Annotated in this window: 12 protein-coding genes; 8 read left to right on the top strand and 4 right to left on the bottom strand. The window is 72.6% G+C overall.

Features of this window, described 5'->3' with window-relative positions; all coding sequences use genetic code 11:
- Positions 1-17: 17 nt before the first annotated feature.
- On the top strand, positions 18-893 hold the full coding sequence (locus ACGFI1_RS06215) for a hypothetical protein (RefSeq protein ID WP_301177891.1): 876 nt from the start codon (positions 18-20) through the stop codon (positions 891-893).
- Here ACGFI1_RS06215 and ACGFI1_RS06210 read toward each other — a convergent pair whose 3' ends face one another.
- From ACGFI1_RS06210 to ACGFI1_RS06200, 3 genes are all read right to left on the bottom strand, one after another.
- A complete protein-coding gene (locus ACGFI1_RS06210) occupies positions 894-1,811 on the bottom strand; it encodes a hypothetical protein (RefSeq protein WP_392783591.1) in 918 nt (305 codons plus the stop codon). It lies immediately after the preceding gene.
- Positions 1,812-3,593: 1,782 nt separating this feature from the next.
- Entirely contained in the window at positions 3,594-4,451 is an 858-nt protein-coding gene (locus ACGFI1_RS06205) for a hypothetical protein (protein ID WP_392783589.1), read from the bottom strand.
- A gap of 90 nt (positions 4,452-4,541) precedes the next feature.
- On the bottom strand, positions 4,542-6,908 hold the full coding sequence (locus ACGFI1_RS06200; RefSeq protein WP_392783586.1) for an ATP-binding SpoIIE family protein phosphatase: 2,367 nt from the start codon (positions 6,906-6,908) through the stop codon (positions 4,542-4,544).
- Between the two features lie 378 nt (positions 6,909-7,286).
- On the opposite strand from ACGFI1_RS06200, the gene ACGFI1_RS06195 reads away from it, so the two are divergent.
- The 7 genes from ACGFI1_RS06195 to ACGFI1_RS06165 all read left to right on the top strand — a co-directional run bounded on the left by ACGFI1_RS06195 (position 7,287) and on the right by ACGFI1_RS06165 (position 16,399).
- Entirely contained in the window at positions 7,287-10,406 is a 3,120-nt protein-coding gene (locus ACGFI1_RS06195; RefSeq protein WP_392783583.1) for a M14 family metallopeptidase, read from the top strand.
- Positions 10,407-10,892: 486 nt separating this feature from the next.
- Positions 10,893-11,585, top strand: a complete 693-nt coding sequence (locus ACGFI1_RS06190; protein WP_392783581.1) for a sigma-70 family RNA polymerase sigma factor — start codon at positions 10,893-10,895, stop codon at positions 11,583-11,585.
- A 352-nt stretch (positions 11,586-11,937) separates the two neighbouring features.
- Positions 11,938-12,306, top strand: a complete 369-nt coding sequence (locus tag ACGFI1_RS06185; protein ID WP_138637321.1) for an SSI family serine proteinase inhibitor — start codon at positions 11,938-11,940, stop codon at positions 12,304-12,306.
- A gap of 146 nt (positions 12,307-12,452) precedes the next feature.
- The gene (locus ACGFI1_RS06180) at positions 12,453-12,851 is read left to right on the top strand and encodes a CBS domain-containing protein (protein WP_240807723.1); all 399 of its coding nucleotides are present in this window, start codon (positions 12,453-12,455) and stop codon (positions 12,849-12,851) included.
- A gap of 76 nt (positions 12,852-12,927) precedes the next feature.
- Complete coding sequence (locus ACGFI1_RS06175) at positions 12,928-13,749, top strand: ANTAR domain-containing response regulator (protein ID WP_387071406.1); 822 nt, start codon at positions 12,928-12,930, stop codon at positions 13,747-13,749.
- Positions 13,750-13,873: 124 nt separating this feature from the next.
- Entirely contained in the window at positions 13,874-15,841 is a 1,968-nt protein-coding gene (locus ACGFI1_RS06170; protein ID WP_387071403.1) for a SpoIIE family protein phosphatase, read from the top strand.
- A 54-nt stretch (positions 15,842-15,895) separates the two neighbouring features.
- Positions 15,896-16,399: a DUF6328 family protein gene (locus ACGFI1_RS06165; RefSeq protein WP_392783576.1), complete on the top strand. Its 504-nt coding sequence runs from the start codon at positions 15,896-15,898 to the stop codon at positions 16,397-16,399.
- 22 nt (positions 16,400-16,421) lie between these two features.
- Here the strand turns inward: ACGFI1_RS06165 and proS are convergent, their stop codons facing one another.
- Complete coding sequence (gene proS / locus ACGFI1_RS06160; RefSeq protein WP_392783573.1) at positions 16,422-17,894, bottom strand: proline--tRNA ligase; 1,473 nt, start codon at positions 17,892-17,894, stop codon at positions 16,422-16,424.
- Between the last annotated feature and the right edge of the window lie 49 nt (positions 17,895-17,943).

The following is a 17,943-nucleotide window of genomic DNA, read 5'->3' as shown; positions in this document are numbered from 1 at the left end:
GCTTCCCGAGGAGTCACATGACCACCGTGATCCTGGTCCTGCTCTGCCTTGCGATCGCCGGACGCGAGCTCTACCTGGCGTCCGACAAACGGCTCCCCCGCGCCCAGGCGGAGCTGGGCCGGCTGCGCAGGCAGCTGGACGACCTCGCCAGGGACCACGAGGCGCTCAAGACGGTGGTGGACGAGGCGACGGAGCCGGCGGGCATCCCCATCCCGCCGCCGGAGCCGCCCGCCGAGATCCTCGAACGGCTCGACTCCGCCGTCGGCCGGGTGGAGCGGCTGGAGAAGCAGTTCGGCGACATCTCCGCGGAACTGACGGGCGCCGACCTCGACCGCGACGCCCAGCGCGCGCTGGCCCGCTCCCTCGACGCGGTGGAGCAGGACGTCCTCGAACTGCACCGCGAGATGCTCGACCGGCTGGACCGCGAGGAGGGCGTCGTCACCGGCGTCCTGCTCAGCGAGGAGGGCGAGAACGAGACGCTGCTCGCCGAGGCGTACGAGAAGTGCGCCGCCGAGTGCGGGCTGCGCGTCCGCATCCGCGACCGGCGCTCCGCGCAGGCGACCGGCACCTACTGGGGCACCGTCTACCACATGTCGGGCCGGCGCCCCGACGTCCTCGCCGAGGACCTGTTCTCCTACGTCCGCGCCCTCTACGACCCGCGGGACGAGTCCGCCGTCAACGCGCTGCTCACCGAACTGGCGTCGCTGCGCGGCGGCGGCATCGCGCAGTTCGGCCCGTTCGTCGCGGTGGGCACGCCGAGCGCGCTCCTGTGCGGCGTGCTCCCCGACGACGAGAGCACGCCGCCGACCGAACCGTGGCAGCTCGTCGACCGCATCCGCGAACTGCCCGCCGACCGGCAGCGCGACCTGTCCTGGCTGCGCCCCGACGAGTGATCACGGGCGGACGAACAGGGCCGCGCCCTCCTCGTCCACCCCGAACGCCAGCAGGCACCGCGGCACCCGCGCCGCGTCGATCCGCAGGCAGAGCCCGAGCCGCAGGTCCGGGTCGACGACCACGACCTGCCGCAGCGCCCGCAGCGCCCGCCGCACCCGCGCCCGCGTCTCCGGACGCCCCGGTTCGTGCAGCGTCCCGGTGACGACCCGCCCCGCGTACCGCCACAGCGCCGCCGAGTCGAGCACGCGCACGCCCGCCTCCGTGAGCTTTGCGACGACCACGACCCCGCCGTCGTCCTCGTCCGCCCCCGGCGGCACCCGCAGCGCGCCCTCGCCCGACAGGTCCCGCGGCGCTCTCGGCCCGCCCACGGCGCGGTGGTAGCGCAGCGGGTCCAGCGTGTCGATGACGAAGGCGCCCGCGTAGGGCCTGGACGCGCGCGGCGGCGCGGCCCGTCCCGGCATGGGCGACCGCACCGGGCGCCTGCCCTGATGCGCGCTGAGGTCGAACACCATCCCGGCGTCGTCCAGCCAGGCGGGCACTCCGAGGCTCGCCGCCGCCTTCCGGTCGAGCACGCCCACCGCCACATCGCTCCGCCGCGAGAGCGCCGAGGCGATCCCGAGCCCCGGGAACGCGCTCTCCAGCACCGCCAGCATCGCCCGCCACGTCGTCCCGCCGACGAACTCGCCCACGAACGCGTCCGCCATGGCCCCGCGCGACCCGGTCTCGACCACGTCCCCGTGCCGAGGCGCCGGCACGCTCACCGCCGGCGGCTCCGCCGACAGCCCCTTCACCGGCAGGAACGGCTCGTCCTGCCCCGGCCGCGCCACCGCATCGGGCCTGGTCTCCCGCTCCGCCTCGCCACCACCCGGCGCGGACCCGAACGCCCCAGGCGACTCCTCCCCGGAAGCACCGGACACCGCTTCCGAACCGGCTGGACGACCACCGCCCTCCCCCGAAGGCACCGAACCATGCGGAGCCCACATCGGCGTCAACGCGTCATCCGCAGACCCACCGGCTCCGTAAGGCGTCCAAGGCTCCGCTGCCCCGGCCCCCTCCGCACCAGACGCAGAGCCTGCCTCCTGCGAGGACTGCGACGACATCGCCGCACTCTGATCATGCGGCGCCCACCCCTCAGAGGACGCACTCGAAGGTTCACCCTCAGGAGTCGCCGGGGAAACAGCAGCGTCCCGCTCCGTCGATCGCCCACCCTGCTCACGCACGGACGACGCCCCGCCCAGCGAGCCTTCACCCTCAGAAGGCACGGCACCGTACTCAGCCGACGCCGACGTTCCAGCACTCGCACCGTGCGGCGCCCACCCCTGAGCGGACGCAGTCGACGACGGATCGGGCTGTTCGCCAGCGGGATTCGCCGGGGAAGCAGCAGCGTCCTGCTCGGTTGATCGCCCGCCCTGCTCATGCGTGGACGACGGGCCGCCTAGCGAGCCTCCGCCCTCTGAATCTCCTGCGCCGGGCGCAGAGTACTGCTCAGCAGACGGCCCGCTCGAAGCCTGCGGGTACCACGACGCCGACTCACTTCCCGAGGGCGCAGAACCGCGGTCAGGAGGCAGGGACGGCGAGGTGCCGGACGGGTGTCCGCCCGTGGCACCTGAAGGCCCCTCTTCAGCCGACGGCCCAGCGCTGGAACCTAGCGGCGTCCAGCCTTGGGAGGGCGCGGGCGACGACTGGCTCGAAGGTTCACCTTCAGGGATCGCCGGGGAAGCAGCAGCGTCCCGCTCCATTGATCGTCCGCCCTGCTCCCGCAGGGAAGAGTTGCCTAGCGGAGCTTCGCCCTCTGAGGCTGCGGTGCTCTGCTCAGACGACGGCGCCACACCGGGACCTAGCGGCGTCCAGCCTTGGGAGGGCGCGGGCGACGGCTGGCTCGGAGGGTCGGTTGCAGGGGGCGCCGGAGTAGCCGTAGCGTCCCGCTCCATTGATCGTCCGCCCTGCTCCCGCAGGGAAGAGTTGCCTAGCGGGGCTTCGCCCTCTGAGGGTGCGGCGCTCTGCTCAGAGGACGGCGCCACACCGGGACCGAGCGGCGTCCAGCCTTGGGAGGGCGGGGGTGATGGCGGGCTCGGGTGTTCGTCGGTGGGGTTCGCTGGGGTCGCAGAGTGCTGCTCTGTTGATTGCCCTGCCTGCTCCTGTGGGTACCACGTTGACGGTCCAGTGCTCGCATCGTGTGGTGTCCACGTGGGGGACGGCTGGCTTGGCTGTTCGCCTGCGGGAGTTGGCGGTGAGGCGTTCCGTTCTGGGGGGCGGGCGGTCTGGTCCTGGGGGTACCAAGACGGCTGCGGGTGTTCGGGCGTGGGGGGTGCGGGGGGCGTCGTCGGGGTGGATTGCTCGGGGTACCACGTTGACGCCGGCTGTCCGGCGGGTGGATTGTGCGGCTTCCATGGCTGGGTCGGCTGGTCGCCTGCGGGAGGTGGCGCGGGTGTCACGTCCCGCTCTGGTGGTTGGGCGCTCGGGTACCACGGTGGCGGCAGGGCCGGGGGTGTGGCGGCGGGGTCAGGGGGCGGGCTCGCGGGTGCGCCGGGGTCGGGCGGGGTGGGGTGGGGGACCCAGTCGGACGTGCGCTTGCCTGCGACGTGGACGTCTCCGGGGTGGGGAACTTGGACGGGGTCCCCGGGAGAGTCGTCTGGTTCGGGGCTGGGGCGGTCACGCGGGCCGAATCTCACGGTGTCGATCCTGCGCTCCTATCAAGATCATCGGCAAGGTCGGCCGCCGAAGAGGGCGGTGCAGAGGGGGGCGAGGGTGTCTGGGGCGCCGGCGGTGAGGACGGGGCCCGGGGCCAGGCGGAGGCGGACGGGCACCTCGCGGCTCGTCGGGTCGCGGGTGCCCTGGGCGGCGGCGATGTCCTGGAGGCCGACCGGGACGGTCTCGGGGATGTCGGCGGTGAGGGCGCCCGCGTGCAGTTCGGCCAACCACAGGTCGAGGACGCGGTGGGCGAGGCCGTTGAGGACGCGGCCCCAGGGTTCGAGGAGGTCGGGCGGGACGTCCTCGGTCTGCAGTTCGGGGAGGCCGAACCGGGCGAGGCCCTTGGTGGTGACGAAGAGGCCGTCCGGGCCGTCGGTGTGCGGGAGGAGCATCCAGTCGGTGAGCCGGACGGTGCCGTCGGGGCCGGGCAGGGAGCGCCGGAGGTGGTCGGGCGTCAGGATCTGCGGGGTGAACACGTCGACCACCGGGGCGCCGGTGATGGCGCCCAGGGCCCCGGCGACGGCGCGGGACGCCCATTCGTGCGCGGGCGGGCGGCCGGGGCGGTAGGCGGCGCGGACGGCGATCAGGTGGGCGGCGGACGTGATCGCCTCCAGGTCGGGGGCGGCGGCGCCGTAGGCGGCGAGCAGGTCGCGGGGCAGCGGCGGGAAGGCGGCCGCGGGGCGCTGGTCGAGGGTCAGCATGGGGCTGCCGAGCATGCCGAGGACGAGGTCGCGCAGCGGCGCCGCGGTGTGCCGGGCGATGTGGTCGCGGGCGAGGGCGGCGGGGTCGGTGAGCGGTTCGGCGAGCGCCACGGCGTAGGTTCCGTAGAGGGTCTCCGGCACGGGCAGCGTCAGATGTTCGCCCAAACTCGTCCCCCGGGGGTAGTCGGCACCATTCGATCAGAGCCGATGGGGACGGCGGAGCGGATCTGGCGGCAACGGAACATTTACCTCACATCAGCGCGGCAGCCGCTGCTCGAACCACACGATCTTGCCGGCGGCGGTGCGGTGGGTGCCCCAGCGGGCGGCGAAGTGGCCGACGAGCTGGAGGCCGCGGCCCGACTCGTCGGTGGCCTCGGCGTGGCGGAGGTGCGGCAGGTCGTGGCCGTCGTCGTGGACCTCGCAGAGCAGCGTCCGGCCCTTGATCAGGCGGACGGCGAGGGAGCCTGCGCCGTGCACGAGCGCGTTGGTGACGAGTTCGCTGACGAGCAGCTGCGCGGTGTCGGTGAGGGCGTGCAGGTCCCAGCCGGCGAGCCGGGCGGCGACCTGCGCGCGGATCCACGGGACGCTGTTCGGCTCGGGTTCGAGCTCCCAGGCGGCGGCCTCGTCCTTGGGGATGCCGTCGCAGCCGACCGCGACGATGGCGATGTCGTCGGCGGGGGTGTGCGCGGCGAGCGCGGCGAGCAGGTCGTCGCAGGCGCCGTCGAGGTCGGTGGACGCCCCGGCGAGCAGCGCGCGCAACTGCTCCAGGCCCTCCTCGATGTCGCGGTCGCGGCGTTCGAGGAGGCCGTCGGTGCACAGGACGAGCTGGGAGCCGTCCTCGACCTCGACCTCCATCGTCTGGAACGGTTCGCCGCCGACGCCGATGGGCACGCCGGACGGGACGGCCAGCACGCGGCTCTCACCGGCGGCCGACACGAGCACGGGCGGGATGTGCCCCGCGTTGGCGAACGTGCAGCGCCGCTCGACCGGGTCGTACACCGCGTACAGGCAGGTGGCGAGGTAGTCCTCGCCGAGCCGGCGGGCGAGGCCGTCGAGCTGGCGGAGCACCCGGTCGGGCCGCATGTCCTCGGCGGCGAGGGTGCGCACGGCGGTGCGCATCTGGCCCATGATCGCGGCGGAGGTGAGGCCGTGCCCCATCACGTCGCCGACGACGAGGCCGAGCCGGCAGCCGGGCAGCGGGATGGCGTCGAACCAGTCGCCGCCGACCTGCGCGGCCTGCTCGGCGGGGCGGTACCGGTAGCGGACGCGGGCCCCGGCGACGTCGGGCGGGTCGTCGGGCAGCATGCTGCGCTGGAGCTTCTCGGCGACCTGGACCTCGCGCCGGTAGAGCCGCCCGTTGTCGACGCACAGGGCGGCGCGGCGGGCGAGTTCGTCGACCATGGCGAGTTCGAGTTCGCCGAACCCGGGCCGGTCGGGCTTGCGGAGCAGCTTGAACGTGCCGAGGACGCGCCCCCGCGCGATCAGCGGGACGACCAGCATCGCGCGCCCGGCGAACAGGTGGCGCAGCTCGGGGTTGCCGAACGCGATGGCGAGCTTGGCGGCCTGCCCGGGGCCGACGCGCCGGATGTGCACGGGGAGCCCGGTCCGCATGGCCTGGACGAACGGCGTGCCGGACGGCAGGAACAGCGGCTCCCCTTCGCGGACGGCCTCGTCCCAGCGCCCGTGGTCGTCGTTGTGGGCGACGGCGACGCGGCGCATCGGGGTGGTCTCGTCGACGTCGTCGGCGGGCGGGGCGGAGTCGGCGACGACGCGTTCGAGCAGTTCGACGGCGGCGAAGTCGGCGAGCCGCGGGACGAGGACCTCGGCGAGCGCCCGGGCGGCCTGCAGGTGGTCGAGGGAGCTGCCGATCTGCTCGCCGGCCTCGCTGAGGTAGGCGAGGGGCTCCCAGGCGGCGGGGACGTCGGCCCCGGCGGGCCGCCGCCGGCGGGCCGGGGCGGGCCGCGGCGCCGGGACGGCCGGCGGCCCCGCGGCGTGCGGGACGATCGGCAGCCGGATCGTCAGCCCGAGCGAGACGGCCGGGCAGCCGAGCCCGATCACCCGCTGGGTGATCTTCTCGGCCGCGGCCGGGTCGAGCGCGGGCAGCAGTTCGGCGAGCCGGCCGGCGAGCGAGCCCGCGACGGCGTCGGCGCCGTCCCCGGACGGGCCGGCGAGGGCGGGCTCGACGCGGAGCAGCCGGGCGGCCGGGCGGCGGACCGGGACCGGCCCGTCCGGCGGGGAGAGCAGCCGGTCGCCGATGGTGATGCCGATCCCGTCGCGGCGGAGCCGGCGCAGGTCGGCGGCGAGCGCCAGCACGCTGACGCCGCGTTCGCCGGGGGCCCGGTCGATGGGGTAGACCCACCACGCGATCTCGGCGGGCTCGCCGGTGTCGACCCGCGGCAGGGTGCAGGAGCCGCACCAGACGTGCCCGAAGGTCTCCGGTTCGAAGGCGCCGCGGTGCTCGGGCGGCAGCCGCAGCAGCGCCGCGGGCGGCCGGCCCAGGGCGCGCGGCGGCCCGACCCCGAAGAGTTCGGCGGCAGTGTCGTCCCAGTGGTTGATGTGGCCGTGCTCGTCGAGCGTGATGGCGGCCATCTTGGTCACTCCCAGCAGGTCGGCGATGACCATGCTGTCCCCCTTCCGGGCGCAGGACGCCCGAAGTCCCCGGCAACGCCTGGTAAAGGGGACGTTACCTGCTGTAAGGCAGGTGCGCTGCGACTCCGCCGAAAATGGTTCGGCTAAGGGCCCACCCGCCTGCGGGCGGGTGTGGACGGGCCCGAATTGCGCGGCGAACGCGATCAGGGGCAGCGCGGGAACGGCGAGCACACGGGGGCGCGTCCGCCAAGGCGCCCGCGCGGACCGGAGCTGGCCAGAACGCCAGAATGCACCACCCGGGGTTATTCAGCGGCCAAATGCGGGCTTAGGCAACTATTGCCCCATTGACACCCTTTGCCCTCCGGCAGACGATCGCGCAACCCCCCGTTGTGATCCCTGCCAGGAGGCGCAATGCCGCGCACATCGGTCCGGCATCGAAGACTCACGCCCATCGCCGCCACGGCCGCGCTGCTGATCGGAGCGCTCGTCGCGGCGCCCGCGGAGGCGGCGCCGGGGTCGGCCGCCTCCGGCCCCGCCGTGGGCGTCTACACCGCGGAGCTGACCCCCGACCAGGTGAAGGTCCTGAACGGCTCCGCCCTCGACCGGGAGGACGTCGGCTTCTCCAAGAGCGCGCAGAAGGACCGCGTGCACGTCGAGGTCGTCATGAGCGGCACCGAAGCCGCCGCGCTCAACGCGCGGGGCCTCGGCCTCACCGCCGTGAAGGGCGCCCGCCCGCGCGCGAAGGCCGCCGCCCAGAACGTCTTCCGCCCCTACAGCGGGCCCGGAAATCTCCGCGAGGAACTGCTCAAGGTCGCGGCCGACCACCCGTCCATCGCGAAGGCCGTGGACATCGGCACGTCCATCAAGGGGCAGCCGATCACCGCCGTGCGGGTCGCCGGCAAGGAGCGGCGCGGGCAGCACAAGCGGCCCGTCGTCGTCTACCAGGCCGCCCAGCACGCCCGCGAGTGGATCACCCCGGAGATGGTCCGCCGGCTGCTGCACCACTACGTCGGCGGGTACGGGACGGACGCCGCGCTCACCAAGGTCATCGACACCACGGAGCTGTGGTTCATCCCGGTCGTCAACGTCGACGGCTACGACCTGACGTTCCAGGACGGCTTCCGGCTGTGGCGCAAGAACGTCCGCGACAACAACGGCGACGGCCAGATCACCGGCGCGGACGGCATCGACCTGAACCGGAACTTCCCCTACAAGTGGGGCTACGACAACGAGGGCTCCTCGGACCTGCCGTCCAGCCAGACCTACCGCGGCAGGTCGCCGGGGTCCGAGCCCGAGACGCAGGCGCAGCTGAACCTCTACAAGCGCGTCCGCCCCACCTACCTGATCAACTACCACTCGGCGGCGCAGCTGCTGCTGCACGGCGTGGGCTGGCAGGCCCTCACCCGCAGCCCGGACGACGCGATCCACGACGCGCTGCTCGGCGACATCGACCACCCCGCCGTCCCCGGCTACACGCCCGAGCTGGGCGCGCAGCTCTACACGACCAACGGCGACACCGACGGCCAGGTCGACAACCAGTACGGCACGCTCTCGATCACGCCCGAGATGGCGACCTGCACGACGGCCGCCAACGAGGACCCGGACGACGCCTGGGAGCCCGGCGACTGCGGCAGCGACTTCGAGTTCCCGGACGACGAGGCGCTGATCGAGCGCGAGTTCCGGAAGAACCTGCCGTTCGCGCTGTCGATCGGCACGTCCGCGCACACCCCCGACGAGCCGGTGTCGTCCGTGGGACGCACCGCGCCCGACTTCGAGACCGACGCGTTCGGCACGTCCTACGGGACGTCGCAGGAGGTCGCGTCCGTGATCCGCAGGTCGCTGCGGAACAAGGAGCTGCGCTACCGGGTCAACGGCGGCCGGGTGCAGCGCGGGAACGTGCGCGAGTGGCGCGGCGGCGAGCGGTTCGGCCACGACAACAAGGTCTACTACGCCGAGTACCGCGGCGAGATCAAGCGGCAGCGGCCCGGCGACCGGGTCGAGGTGTGGTTCACCGGCAGGAAGGGCCACAAGCAGGTGGAGAGCAAGCACTTCACCTACACCGTGCGCGACCAGAACAGAGCGGACGTCCTGATCGTCGCCGACGAGGACTACACCGGAATCAACCCGACCTACCCGGCCGAGGCGCCCCGGTACACGGGCCAGTACGCCGACCTGGTCAAGGCGGCGGGCCACCGGCCGCTCGTCTGGGACATCGACAAGGACGGCGTCCCGCACGACCTCGGCGTCCTGAAGCACTTCAAGGCCGTCGTCTGGTACCTCGGCGACAACCGCCTCACCCAGGACGCGGCCGACGACCCGGTGAAGACCTACATCGGCAACGCCCCCGACTCGCAGGTGGCCGACCGCGAGAAGGACCTCGTCCTCTCCGTCCGCTCCTACCTGAACGAGGGCGGCAAGCTCCTCCACACCGGCGAGACGACCGGCTACTACGGCCCGATCAGCCGGCTCAACGGAGGCGGCATCTACTACGGCCTCAAGGGCCACCCTGAGAAGCCGTGCGTGGTCACCGGCAACTTCCGGGACGACTGCGAACTGCTGTCGGACGACTTCCTCCAGTACTACCTGGGGGCCTACGACAGGCAGCGCGTGGGCGCGCCCACGGGCTTCGTCGGAACCGGCGCCCCGTTCGACGGGGTCACGTCCAAGCTCACCGGCACCGCGACCAACCCGGTGAACGAGGCCGGCGGGTTCCAGGTCACCTCGACCGTCCTGCCCAAGGCCGACTTCCCGCAGTTCACCAGCTGGAAGGCCGGCGACTACACCGGCGCCGCCGCGCCCAGCGAGCCCGTAGAGGGCCAGTGGTACGTCGCGGGCCCGCACCAGGACGGCGCCTACCGCCGGCTGACCCGCACGATCGACCTCACGTCGGTCACCGCGGCCCAGGCCCCCACCCTGCAGGCCCAGCTCTCCTACAGCACCGAGACGGGCTTCGACAACATCATCGTCGAGGCGCACACCGCCGGGGCCGAGGACTGGACCACGCTGCCCGACAAGAACGGCCGGACGAGCAACACCGTCCCGGAGCAGTGCGAGCAGGGCTACTACCTGGACATGCACCCGTTCCTCAGCCACTACCTCACCGGCGGCAACCCCTGCGGCAACACCGGCACCTCGGGTCAATGGAACGCCTTCACCGGCAACTCCAACGGCTGGGTCCCGGCCGCGTTCGACCTGTCCGCCTACGCGGGCAAGAAGGTGGAGGTGTCCATCTCCTACGTGAGCGACCCCGCCACCGGCGGAACCGGGCTGTTCATCGACGACACCCGGCTGACCACGTCCGGCGGCCAGCTCGACGCCGAGGGCTTCGAGACGGGACTCGGCCCCTGGACGATCCAGGGCGCCCCCGCCGGCAGCCCCGGCAACGGCGCCGAGTACGTCCGCTCGCAGGCCCTGATCGACTCCGTCTCCGCGGTGGCGACCCGGGACACCGTCCTCCTCGGCTTCGGCGTGGAGCAGTCCCCCGACGCCCCAACCCTGATCACCAAGGCCCTCGACCACCTGCTCGACTGACCGCGAACGCCCCCGAACGCGGCCCTCGTCCCGGAGCCTCGACGCTCCGGGCGGGGGCCGCGGCCCGCGTCCGGCCCGTCCTCCCGGCGCCGGGAATAGCCCGGCGTTCGCGGGCCTTATAGCAAGGGTTCACAGCGGGTTCGCCGACACGCCATGCGGATGTGATGAGCGACACCCCAGGTGAGGCAACCTTTTGGACCCTTCCATGCGTCTTACCTAACAGGAAGACCACCGGCGGGTGGTCAAGCGCCTGATCGAGCACCGCCCGCGACGTCCCGGACCACCGGGGTCGCCCTGGCACCGCCGACCCGCGCAGAACCCTCGGCCCAGCCTCCGCGCGAGACCGGGGACCTTCTCCGAACCCGCCGGGAACGGTGGCACGTACCACTCAACGGGGGGCGGCATCATCCGCCCGGTCCGCGCGTGCCCCCGACCACGCGCCATGCAACCGGCCCGTTGCACCGGGCCCTACCACGGGGAGCGACGATGACCGCTGTCACCACGCCTGTCCGCGACAACGGCCGCGACGCCAGCCGAACGATCCGCACCAGCGGCACGATGAGCATCAAGACCACCGCGAGCACCGCCACGACGAACGACCGCGCGAAGAGGAGCACCACGAACATCGAGAGCACCCAGCGCTACGAGCGGGACGTGCTTCCGCTGGCCGACCCGCTCTACGCCAGCGCCGTCCGGATGACCCGCAACTCCGCCGACGCCGAGGACCTCGTCCAGGAGACCCTCGCCAAGGCCTACGTGAACTTCCACCAGTTCCAGGAGGGCACGAACCTCAAGGCCTGGCTGCACCGGATCCTGACCAACAACTTCATCAACACCTACCGCAAGAAGCAGCGCGAGCCCCAGCGCGCCGGCTCCGAGGAGCTGGAGGAGTGGCAGCTCGCGCAGACCGAGGCGGACGCCTCCGGCTTCCGGTCCGCCGAGTCCGAGGCCCTCGACCGCATCCCCGACTCGCAGGTCATCGACGCGCTGCGCGCCCTGCCGAAGGACTTCCGCGACGCCGTCTACCTCGCCGACGTCGAGGGCTACGCCTACAAGGAGATCGCCGAGATGATGGGCACCCCCATCGGCACGGTGATGTCCCGCCTGCACCGCGGCCGCAAGCAGCTCCGCGAATCCCTCGCCGACCACCGCCGGGCCGCCCACATCCTCGCGGCGTGATTTCTTGTTCTGCCCTCGGCGGTCGGGCCTGGCGGCCCTTCCTTCCACGGGCAGAACGCGATCGCTGGCATCGCTCCGGCTCGCCTTGCGGCTCGCTTCGCGATCAGGTTTCTTGCTTCGCTCGAAACCTGGCTTCGCACGCGATCGCGAATGGGGGTCGCCGCGGGCTGGAGTTACGGAAGTGTGCCTTTCCGTTCGTGCGTGGCTTGGCGAGGAAAATGATCAAAACGCGATGATCGAAAAGCGTGGTCCCGCAGCTGCCCCGTGGCTGCGGGATCACTTGTTTCTCCGTACAGAACGTCATTGAGTCGCTACTCTGAGTTCAGGGTCCCTCGACCACTCGGAGTCTTTCGTGTCGAACCTCCTCACCGGGGTCATCGCGGGTGCGGTGATCGCCCTTGTGCCCGTCGTCCCGTCGGAGTCGACGGTGCGGCTCACGCTCACCCATCCCGGACGCGACACGTCCGGGACGCGGACCGTCACGCTGCGCTGCGATCCGCCGGGAGGCGGGCATCCCGCGGCGGCGCGGGCGTGCGCCGAACTGGAGGCGTCCGGCGGGAAGTTCGAGCATCCGCCGGACGGGCGGATGTGCACCGCCGTCCACGCGCCGGTCATCGCGCGAGCCGAAGGGCAGTGGAACGGAGAACCGGTGCGATTCCGCGCCGAGTACGGCAACGACTGCGCGATGCAGTCGCGGACCGGTACCGTGTTCGCCTTCTGACCATGGGAAACGGGGCGAAGCGGTGGCCGATCGCGGATATGTCCGAATAGGCGCGCCGACCTTGGGTAAGGCGCGCACACGGGCCACGCGAGCCGCCGGCGATTCGGGAGGATGTGCGCGCGATGCCACCAAGGGTCAGCGATGTGATGACGGAGGCCCCGCTGTCATTGCCGCTGGACGCGACGCTGTACGAGGCGGCCCGTGTGATGCGGGACGAGGGGATCGGCGATGTGCTCGTCACCTATGCCGGCCGGCTGTGCGGAGTGGTCACCGACCGCGACATCGTGGTCCGCGCGGTGGCGGAGAGCCGTGACACGTCACTGACGCCCCTCGGCGACGTCTGCACGGCGGAGCTGACCACCGTCCGTCCCGACGACGACACCGGGACCGTGGCGCGGCTGATGTGCGAGCAGGCCGTGCGGAGGCTGCCCGTGGTGGACGCCGAGCAGCGCCCGGTGGGCATCGTGTCCATCGGCGACCTCGCGATGGCGAACGGGGACGCGGGGCCGCTCGGAGAGATCAGCAAGGCACCGCCCAACAACTAGGACCCCCATGGACCACGAGGGCCGCCGGGTGCGCGGGCATGCCCCGGAGCCGCCCGGCCAGGATAATCTCGGAGGGGTGACGGCCACCGAAACGGTCCTGACGGACCAGCTCGCGCTCGAGATCGCCCGGCTGGGCATGGTCGGGGAGTCCTCCGACGTCGGCACCCTGCACCGGGTGACCGAGCTGGCCGCGCGCGCCGTGCCGGGCTGCGCCGGAGCGGCGAGCGTGCGGTGGGCGCTGCCGCCGGCGGCCGGCGGGGCGACCGCGTGGCCGGCGGCCGAGGCCGCGGCGGACGCGGCGACGGCGGCGGGCGCGGAGATCGCCGTGGACGCCGGCGCGCCGGAGGACGCGCGGCCCGAGCCGCTCGCGGCGGCCGCGAGCCATCCCGATCTCGCCGAGGTGACCGACCGGCAGCTGTCCCGCGGGCACGGGCCGATCTTCGACGTGGTGCGCGGGCGCCGGGTGCTCACCTCCGACGACATCCTCGCCGAGACCCGCTGGCCCGAGTCCATGTCGGACATGCTGCGCCGCGGGGTGCGCTGCTTCAGCACGACCCCGCACGTGAACCCGCCCGTCCTGGTCACGCTGACGCTGTACGGGGTGCTGCCGAAGGCGCTCGGCCACGGCCGGCACGCGCTCGCGGCGCTGCTGCTCGCGCAGGGCACCGCCGCCGTCTCCAACAGCCAGCAGTACGACGACGTGCACCGGACCGCCGTCCAGCTGCAGCAGGCGGTGGAGGCGCGCGCCGTCGTCGACCAGGCGAAGGGCATTCTGATGCACGCGCTGGGGTGCGACGCCGACGAGGCGTTCGCCGAGATGCGCCGCATCTCACAGACGCGTCATGTGAAGCTGACCGCGCTCGCACAGCGTATCGTCGGTCATCAGGGCCTTCCTTAGGCCGTGCTTACAGACGCATGCGGGTGAGGCGAATAGGCTGCTCGAAGCGGTTCCGCGGATCGTGGTCGGTCCGGGCCGGAACCGAGCTGGTTCCACCGTGTGACGCGGATGAGAGGGAGACCAGATGCACGATCAGCCCGACCAGCTCGAACCCGAGTCGCTGACCCGGGAGATCTCGGACCTCGAGGGGCGCATCGGCGAGCTGCGCCAGGCCGCCGGCGTCCCGGAGCCCGACCTGCGCGCCACGCTGGACGCGGCGCTGGTCGAGCTGGAGCTGGCGCTGACCGTGCTGCGGACGATGGGCGGCGAGCAGGCCGGCGAGCAGGGCGGATCGGCCGCGGCGGAGAACGAGCGCCGGGTGCTGCGCACCGTGTTCCAGGACGCCCCCGTCCCGCTGTTCCTGCTGGACCGGACGACCAGCGTCCGCCGCGTCAACCGGCAGGCGGCGATGCTGCTCGGCACCTCGTCCGGGTACGTGTCGGGCAAGCAGTTCACGGCGTTCTGCGACATGGCGACGCGGGCGGCGGTGCGGTCGCAGCTGGCCGCCGTGGTCCGGACGGGGCGGCGCCGCCGCGTCAACGTCCGCTTCCTCGGCCGGGACCGCCCGGTCGACGCGGTGGTGACGCTGGCGCGGGTGTGGATCCGCGGCGAACCCGACCCGATGGTGGTGGTCGCGGCCGGGCCGACCACCACCCCGACCGAGGACGAGCCGCGCAAGCAGCCGACGCGGGGCCGGGGGCGGACGGCGCAGAACGCGCCGGCCGACGACGAGGCCGTGGCGACGATCGTCCACCGGATGGACGTCCTCGCCACCGCGAGCGAGCTGCTGCTGGACGAGCCGGTCTTCAACGAGACGGTGGCGGTGCGCCGCTGCGCCCGGCTGCTGGCCGCGGAGCTGGCCGACTGGGCGTTCATCGACCTGACCGGCTCGGGCGGCGGGCCGGGCGGCGCGCCGCAGGGCGGCATCCACGCGGCGGGCGCGAAGCCGGAGCTGCGCCGCCAGGTGGTGATGGGCCCGGAGGACGAGCACTCCGTCGAGGCCGCGCGGATGCTGGAGGAGGTCGAGCCCGGCCAGGGCACTCTCCCGCACACGGTGTACGTCACCCGGCAGAGCGCGCTGCGCCCGCATCTGGAGAACCTCGACGTGCTCGGCGTCTGCCCGGACGGCCAGCCCGTCTGCGGCAAGATCGGCGCGACGTCGGTGCTGAGCGTGCCGATCGAGGACGGCGACCGCGCGATCGGCACGATCACGCTGGCGGCGAGCGGCGAGTACGGCCCGTTCGACCTGATGGACCTCGGGGTCGTGCAGCGGCTCGGCCGGTACCTGGCGCTGGTGATCCGGGCGGCGCGGCTGTACCGGCGGCGCGCCGAGGTCGCCGACACGCTGCAGGCGGGGCTGCTGCCGAAGACGCTGCCGTCGATCCCGGGCGTGCGGGTGGCGGCCAAGTACCTGACGTCCACGCACGGCTCGGACGTGGGCGGCGACTTCTACGACGTGTTCCGCACGGAGAGCGGCTGGGGGCTCGTCCTCGGCGACGTGTGCGGCAAGGGCGAGGACGCGGCGGCGGTGACGGCGACGGCGCGGCACTGCGTGCGGCTCGCGTCGCGGTGGAAGTCCTCTCCAGGGGACGTCCTCGGCATCGTGAACGAGGCGCTGCTGGAGGAGGACCGGTTCGTCACGGCGGTGATGGCGGGGCTGACGCTGGAGACCGAGCGGGTCGTCGTCGCGCTGGGCACGGCCGGGCATCCGCCGGCGATCGTGGTGCGCGCCGACGGGGTGATCAGGTCGGCGTCGCGGGGCGGTGTCCCGCTCGGCCTGTTCGAGGACTTCGAGGCCGGGCTCGACACCATCGACCTCACCGTCGGCGACACGCTGATCCTGCATTCCGACGGGGTGCTGGAGGCGTGCGACATGACGCGGCAGGAGTTCGGCCAGGAGCGGCTGCTGGAGGCGCTGGCCGGGCACGCCGGCGACACGCCGGAGGGCATGCTCGCGGGGGTGGAGCGGGCGCTGCTCGATTTCTGCGACGGCGACCTGCGCGATGACGTGTCGATGCTCGCGCTGCGGGTGGAACAGCCCACGCTGAACTAGCCCGCACGGGCAAGATGTCGGGATGATGGTCGTTTAGCCGGGTAGATCGGGAACATGACCGTCGATCCCGCCGACAAGCCCCGCAACGAGACCGAGCACGAGCGGCTGGACCGGCAGCTGATGGAGCTGCTCCAGGGCTTCCGGGTCGCGACGACCGGGGTGCAGGTGCTGTTCGCGTTCCTGCTGACCGTCCCGTTCTCCGCCGGTTTCGACAAGGTCGACGGCGCCGGGACGACGCTGTTCTACATCGCGCTGTTCGGCGCGGCGTTCGCGTCGATCTGCTTCATCGCGCCCGCGTTCCAGCACCGCATCCTGTTCCGGCTCGGGCAGAAGGAACTGCTGATCAAGCGGGCCAACCGGTACGGCATCGCGGGCGCGTTCGCGCTGGCGGTCTCGATCACCGCGGCGACCATGCTGATCGTCGAGTCGCTGTCGGAGCGGACGGTCCCGGTCGTCCTCACGGCCGTGGGGATCATGGCGCTGAGCGGCTGGGTGTGGTTCGTCCAGCCGTACCTGACCCGGATGAAGGCGAACGCCCGCGCGGAGGGTGACACGTGACCGCGCGGGCGCCCCTTCTCGATCAGTAGGCGCGGCCGAAGATGACGCGCTTGCCGTAGGCGGACGGGCGGCCGCACTTGACGCAGGCGCCGGTCTCCGCGGGCGCGTCCGCCGGGATGACCCGCGGGGTCGCGGCGGTGTCGGCCTTGATCGCGTCCTCGCACTCGGTCTCGCCGCAGTGGAAGGCGCGGGCCCAGCCGGTGGCGACCTGCGCGGCGAACGCGTCCCAGCCGTCCACGACGGCGGTGTTGTCGTCGCGGAACCGCTCGGCCCTCGCCAGCAGGAACGCCTGGAAGTCGGCGAGCATCCCGGGCAGCACCTCGGGCACCTTGGCGAGCGGGATCTGCTCCTTGCCCTGCCCCGCTCCATGCATTACACCGCCCGAACCCACCTCGGGCAGCCGCCGGACGACGGTCGCGACGCCGTTCTCGATGTCGCGCATGCCGAGCTCGACGCGGACCGGGACGCCGCGCATCTCCCACTCGTTGAACTTGAAGCCGGGCGACAGCTGCGGACGGTTGTCGTCGACGTGCACCCGGATGCCCATCGCCTTGATCGCGGCGCCCAGCTTGCGGGCCTCCGCGGCGGCCTGCTCGCCCTGCTCCTTGCGCCCGATCGGGACGATCACGACCTGGTAGGGGGCGAGCCGCGGCGGCAGCACGAGGCCCTTGTCGTCCCCGTGCGTCATGATCACGCCGCCGATCATGCGGGTGCTCATCCCCCAGGACGTCGTGTGGGCGTGGGTGAGCTTGCCCGCCTCGTCCTGGTACTGGATCTCGAACGCCTTGGCGAAGTTGGTGCCGAGGTAGTGCGACGTGCCGGCCTGCAGGGCCCGGCCGTCCCGCATCATGCCCTCGATCGTGTAGGTGCGGACGGCGCCGGCGAACCGCTCGCCGGGCGTCTTCTCCCCCGGCACGACCGGCATCGCGGCGAGGTCGCGGGCGACGGCGGCGTAGGCGTCCAGCGCCCACATCGTCTCGCGCATCGCGTCGTCCTCGTCGATGTGCGCGGTGTGGCCCTCCTGCCAGAGGAACTCGGTCGTGCGCAGGAACATCCGGGGCCGCATCTCCCACCGGACGACGTTCGCCCACTGGTTCAGCAGCAGCGGCAGGTCGCGGTGGGAGTCGATCCACTTGGCCATGTACTCGCCGATGACGGTCTCGGACGTGGGCCGCACGACGAGCGGCTCCTCCAGGTCCTTGCCGCCCGCGTGGGTGACGACCGCGAGCTCCGGCGAGAAGCCCTCGACGTGCTCGGCCTCGCGCTTGAGGTAGGACTCCGGGATGAACATCGGGAAGCAGGCGTTGTCGTGGCCCGCGTCCTTGATGCGCCGGTCCAGGTCGGCCTGGAGCAGCTCCCACATCCGGAAACCGTACGGTCGGATGACCATCGTGCCGCGCACCGGGCCGCGGTCGACGAGCTGGGCCTGCACGACCACCTCGTTGTACCAGGCGGAGAAATCCTCGCTCTGCGGCGTCACACCTTCTCGACTCACGGCAAACAAGGGTACTGACCCTCGGCATCGGTCCGGGCACCTTCGCTAC

The sequence above is a fragment of the Actinomadura geliboluensis genome, from assembly GCF_043197915.1.
GTDB lineage: Bacteria > Actinomycetota > Actinomycetes > Streptosporangiales > Streptosporangiaceae > Spirillospora > Spirillospora geliboluensis.
This window is presented reverse-complemented; position numbering and strand designations above follow the sequence as displayed.

Coding starts and splice junctions, on each gene's coding strand:
- ACGFI1_RS06215 (WP_301177891.1), top strand. CDS start 18: ATGACCACCGTGATCCTGGTCCTGCTCTGCCTTGCGATCGCCGGACGC.
- ACGFI1_RS06200 (WP_392783586.1), bottom strand. CDS start 6,908: ATGGTCATCGCCGACCTGCTGGGAGTGACCAAGATGGCCGCCATCACG.
- ACGFI1_RS06195 (WP_392783583.1), top strand. CDS start 7,287: ATGCCGCGCACATCGGTCCGGCATCGAAGACTCACGCCCATCGCCGCC.
- ACGFI1_RS06190 (WP_392783581.1), top strand. CDS start 10,893: ATGACCGCTGTCACCACGCCTGTCCGCGACAACGGCCGCGACGCCAGC.
- ACGFI1_RS06180 (WP_240807723.1), top strand. CDS start 12,453: ATGACGGAGGCCCCGCTGTCATTGCCGCTGGACGCGACGCTGTACGAG.
- ACGFI1_RS06170 (WP_387071403.1), top strand. CDS start 13,874: ATGCACGATCAGCCCGACCAGCTCGAACCCGAGTCGCTGACCCGGGAG.
- ACGFI1_RS06165 (WP_392783576.1), top strand. CDS start 15,896: ATGACCGTCGATCCCGCCGACAAGCCCCGCAACGAGACCGAGCACGAG.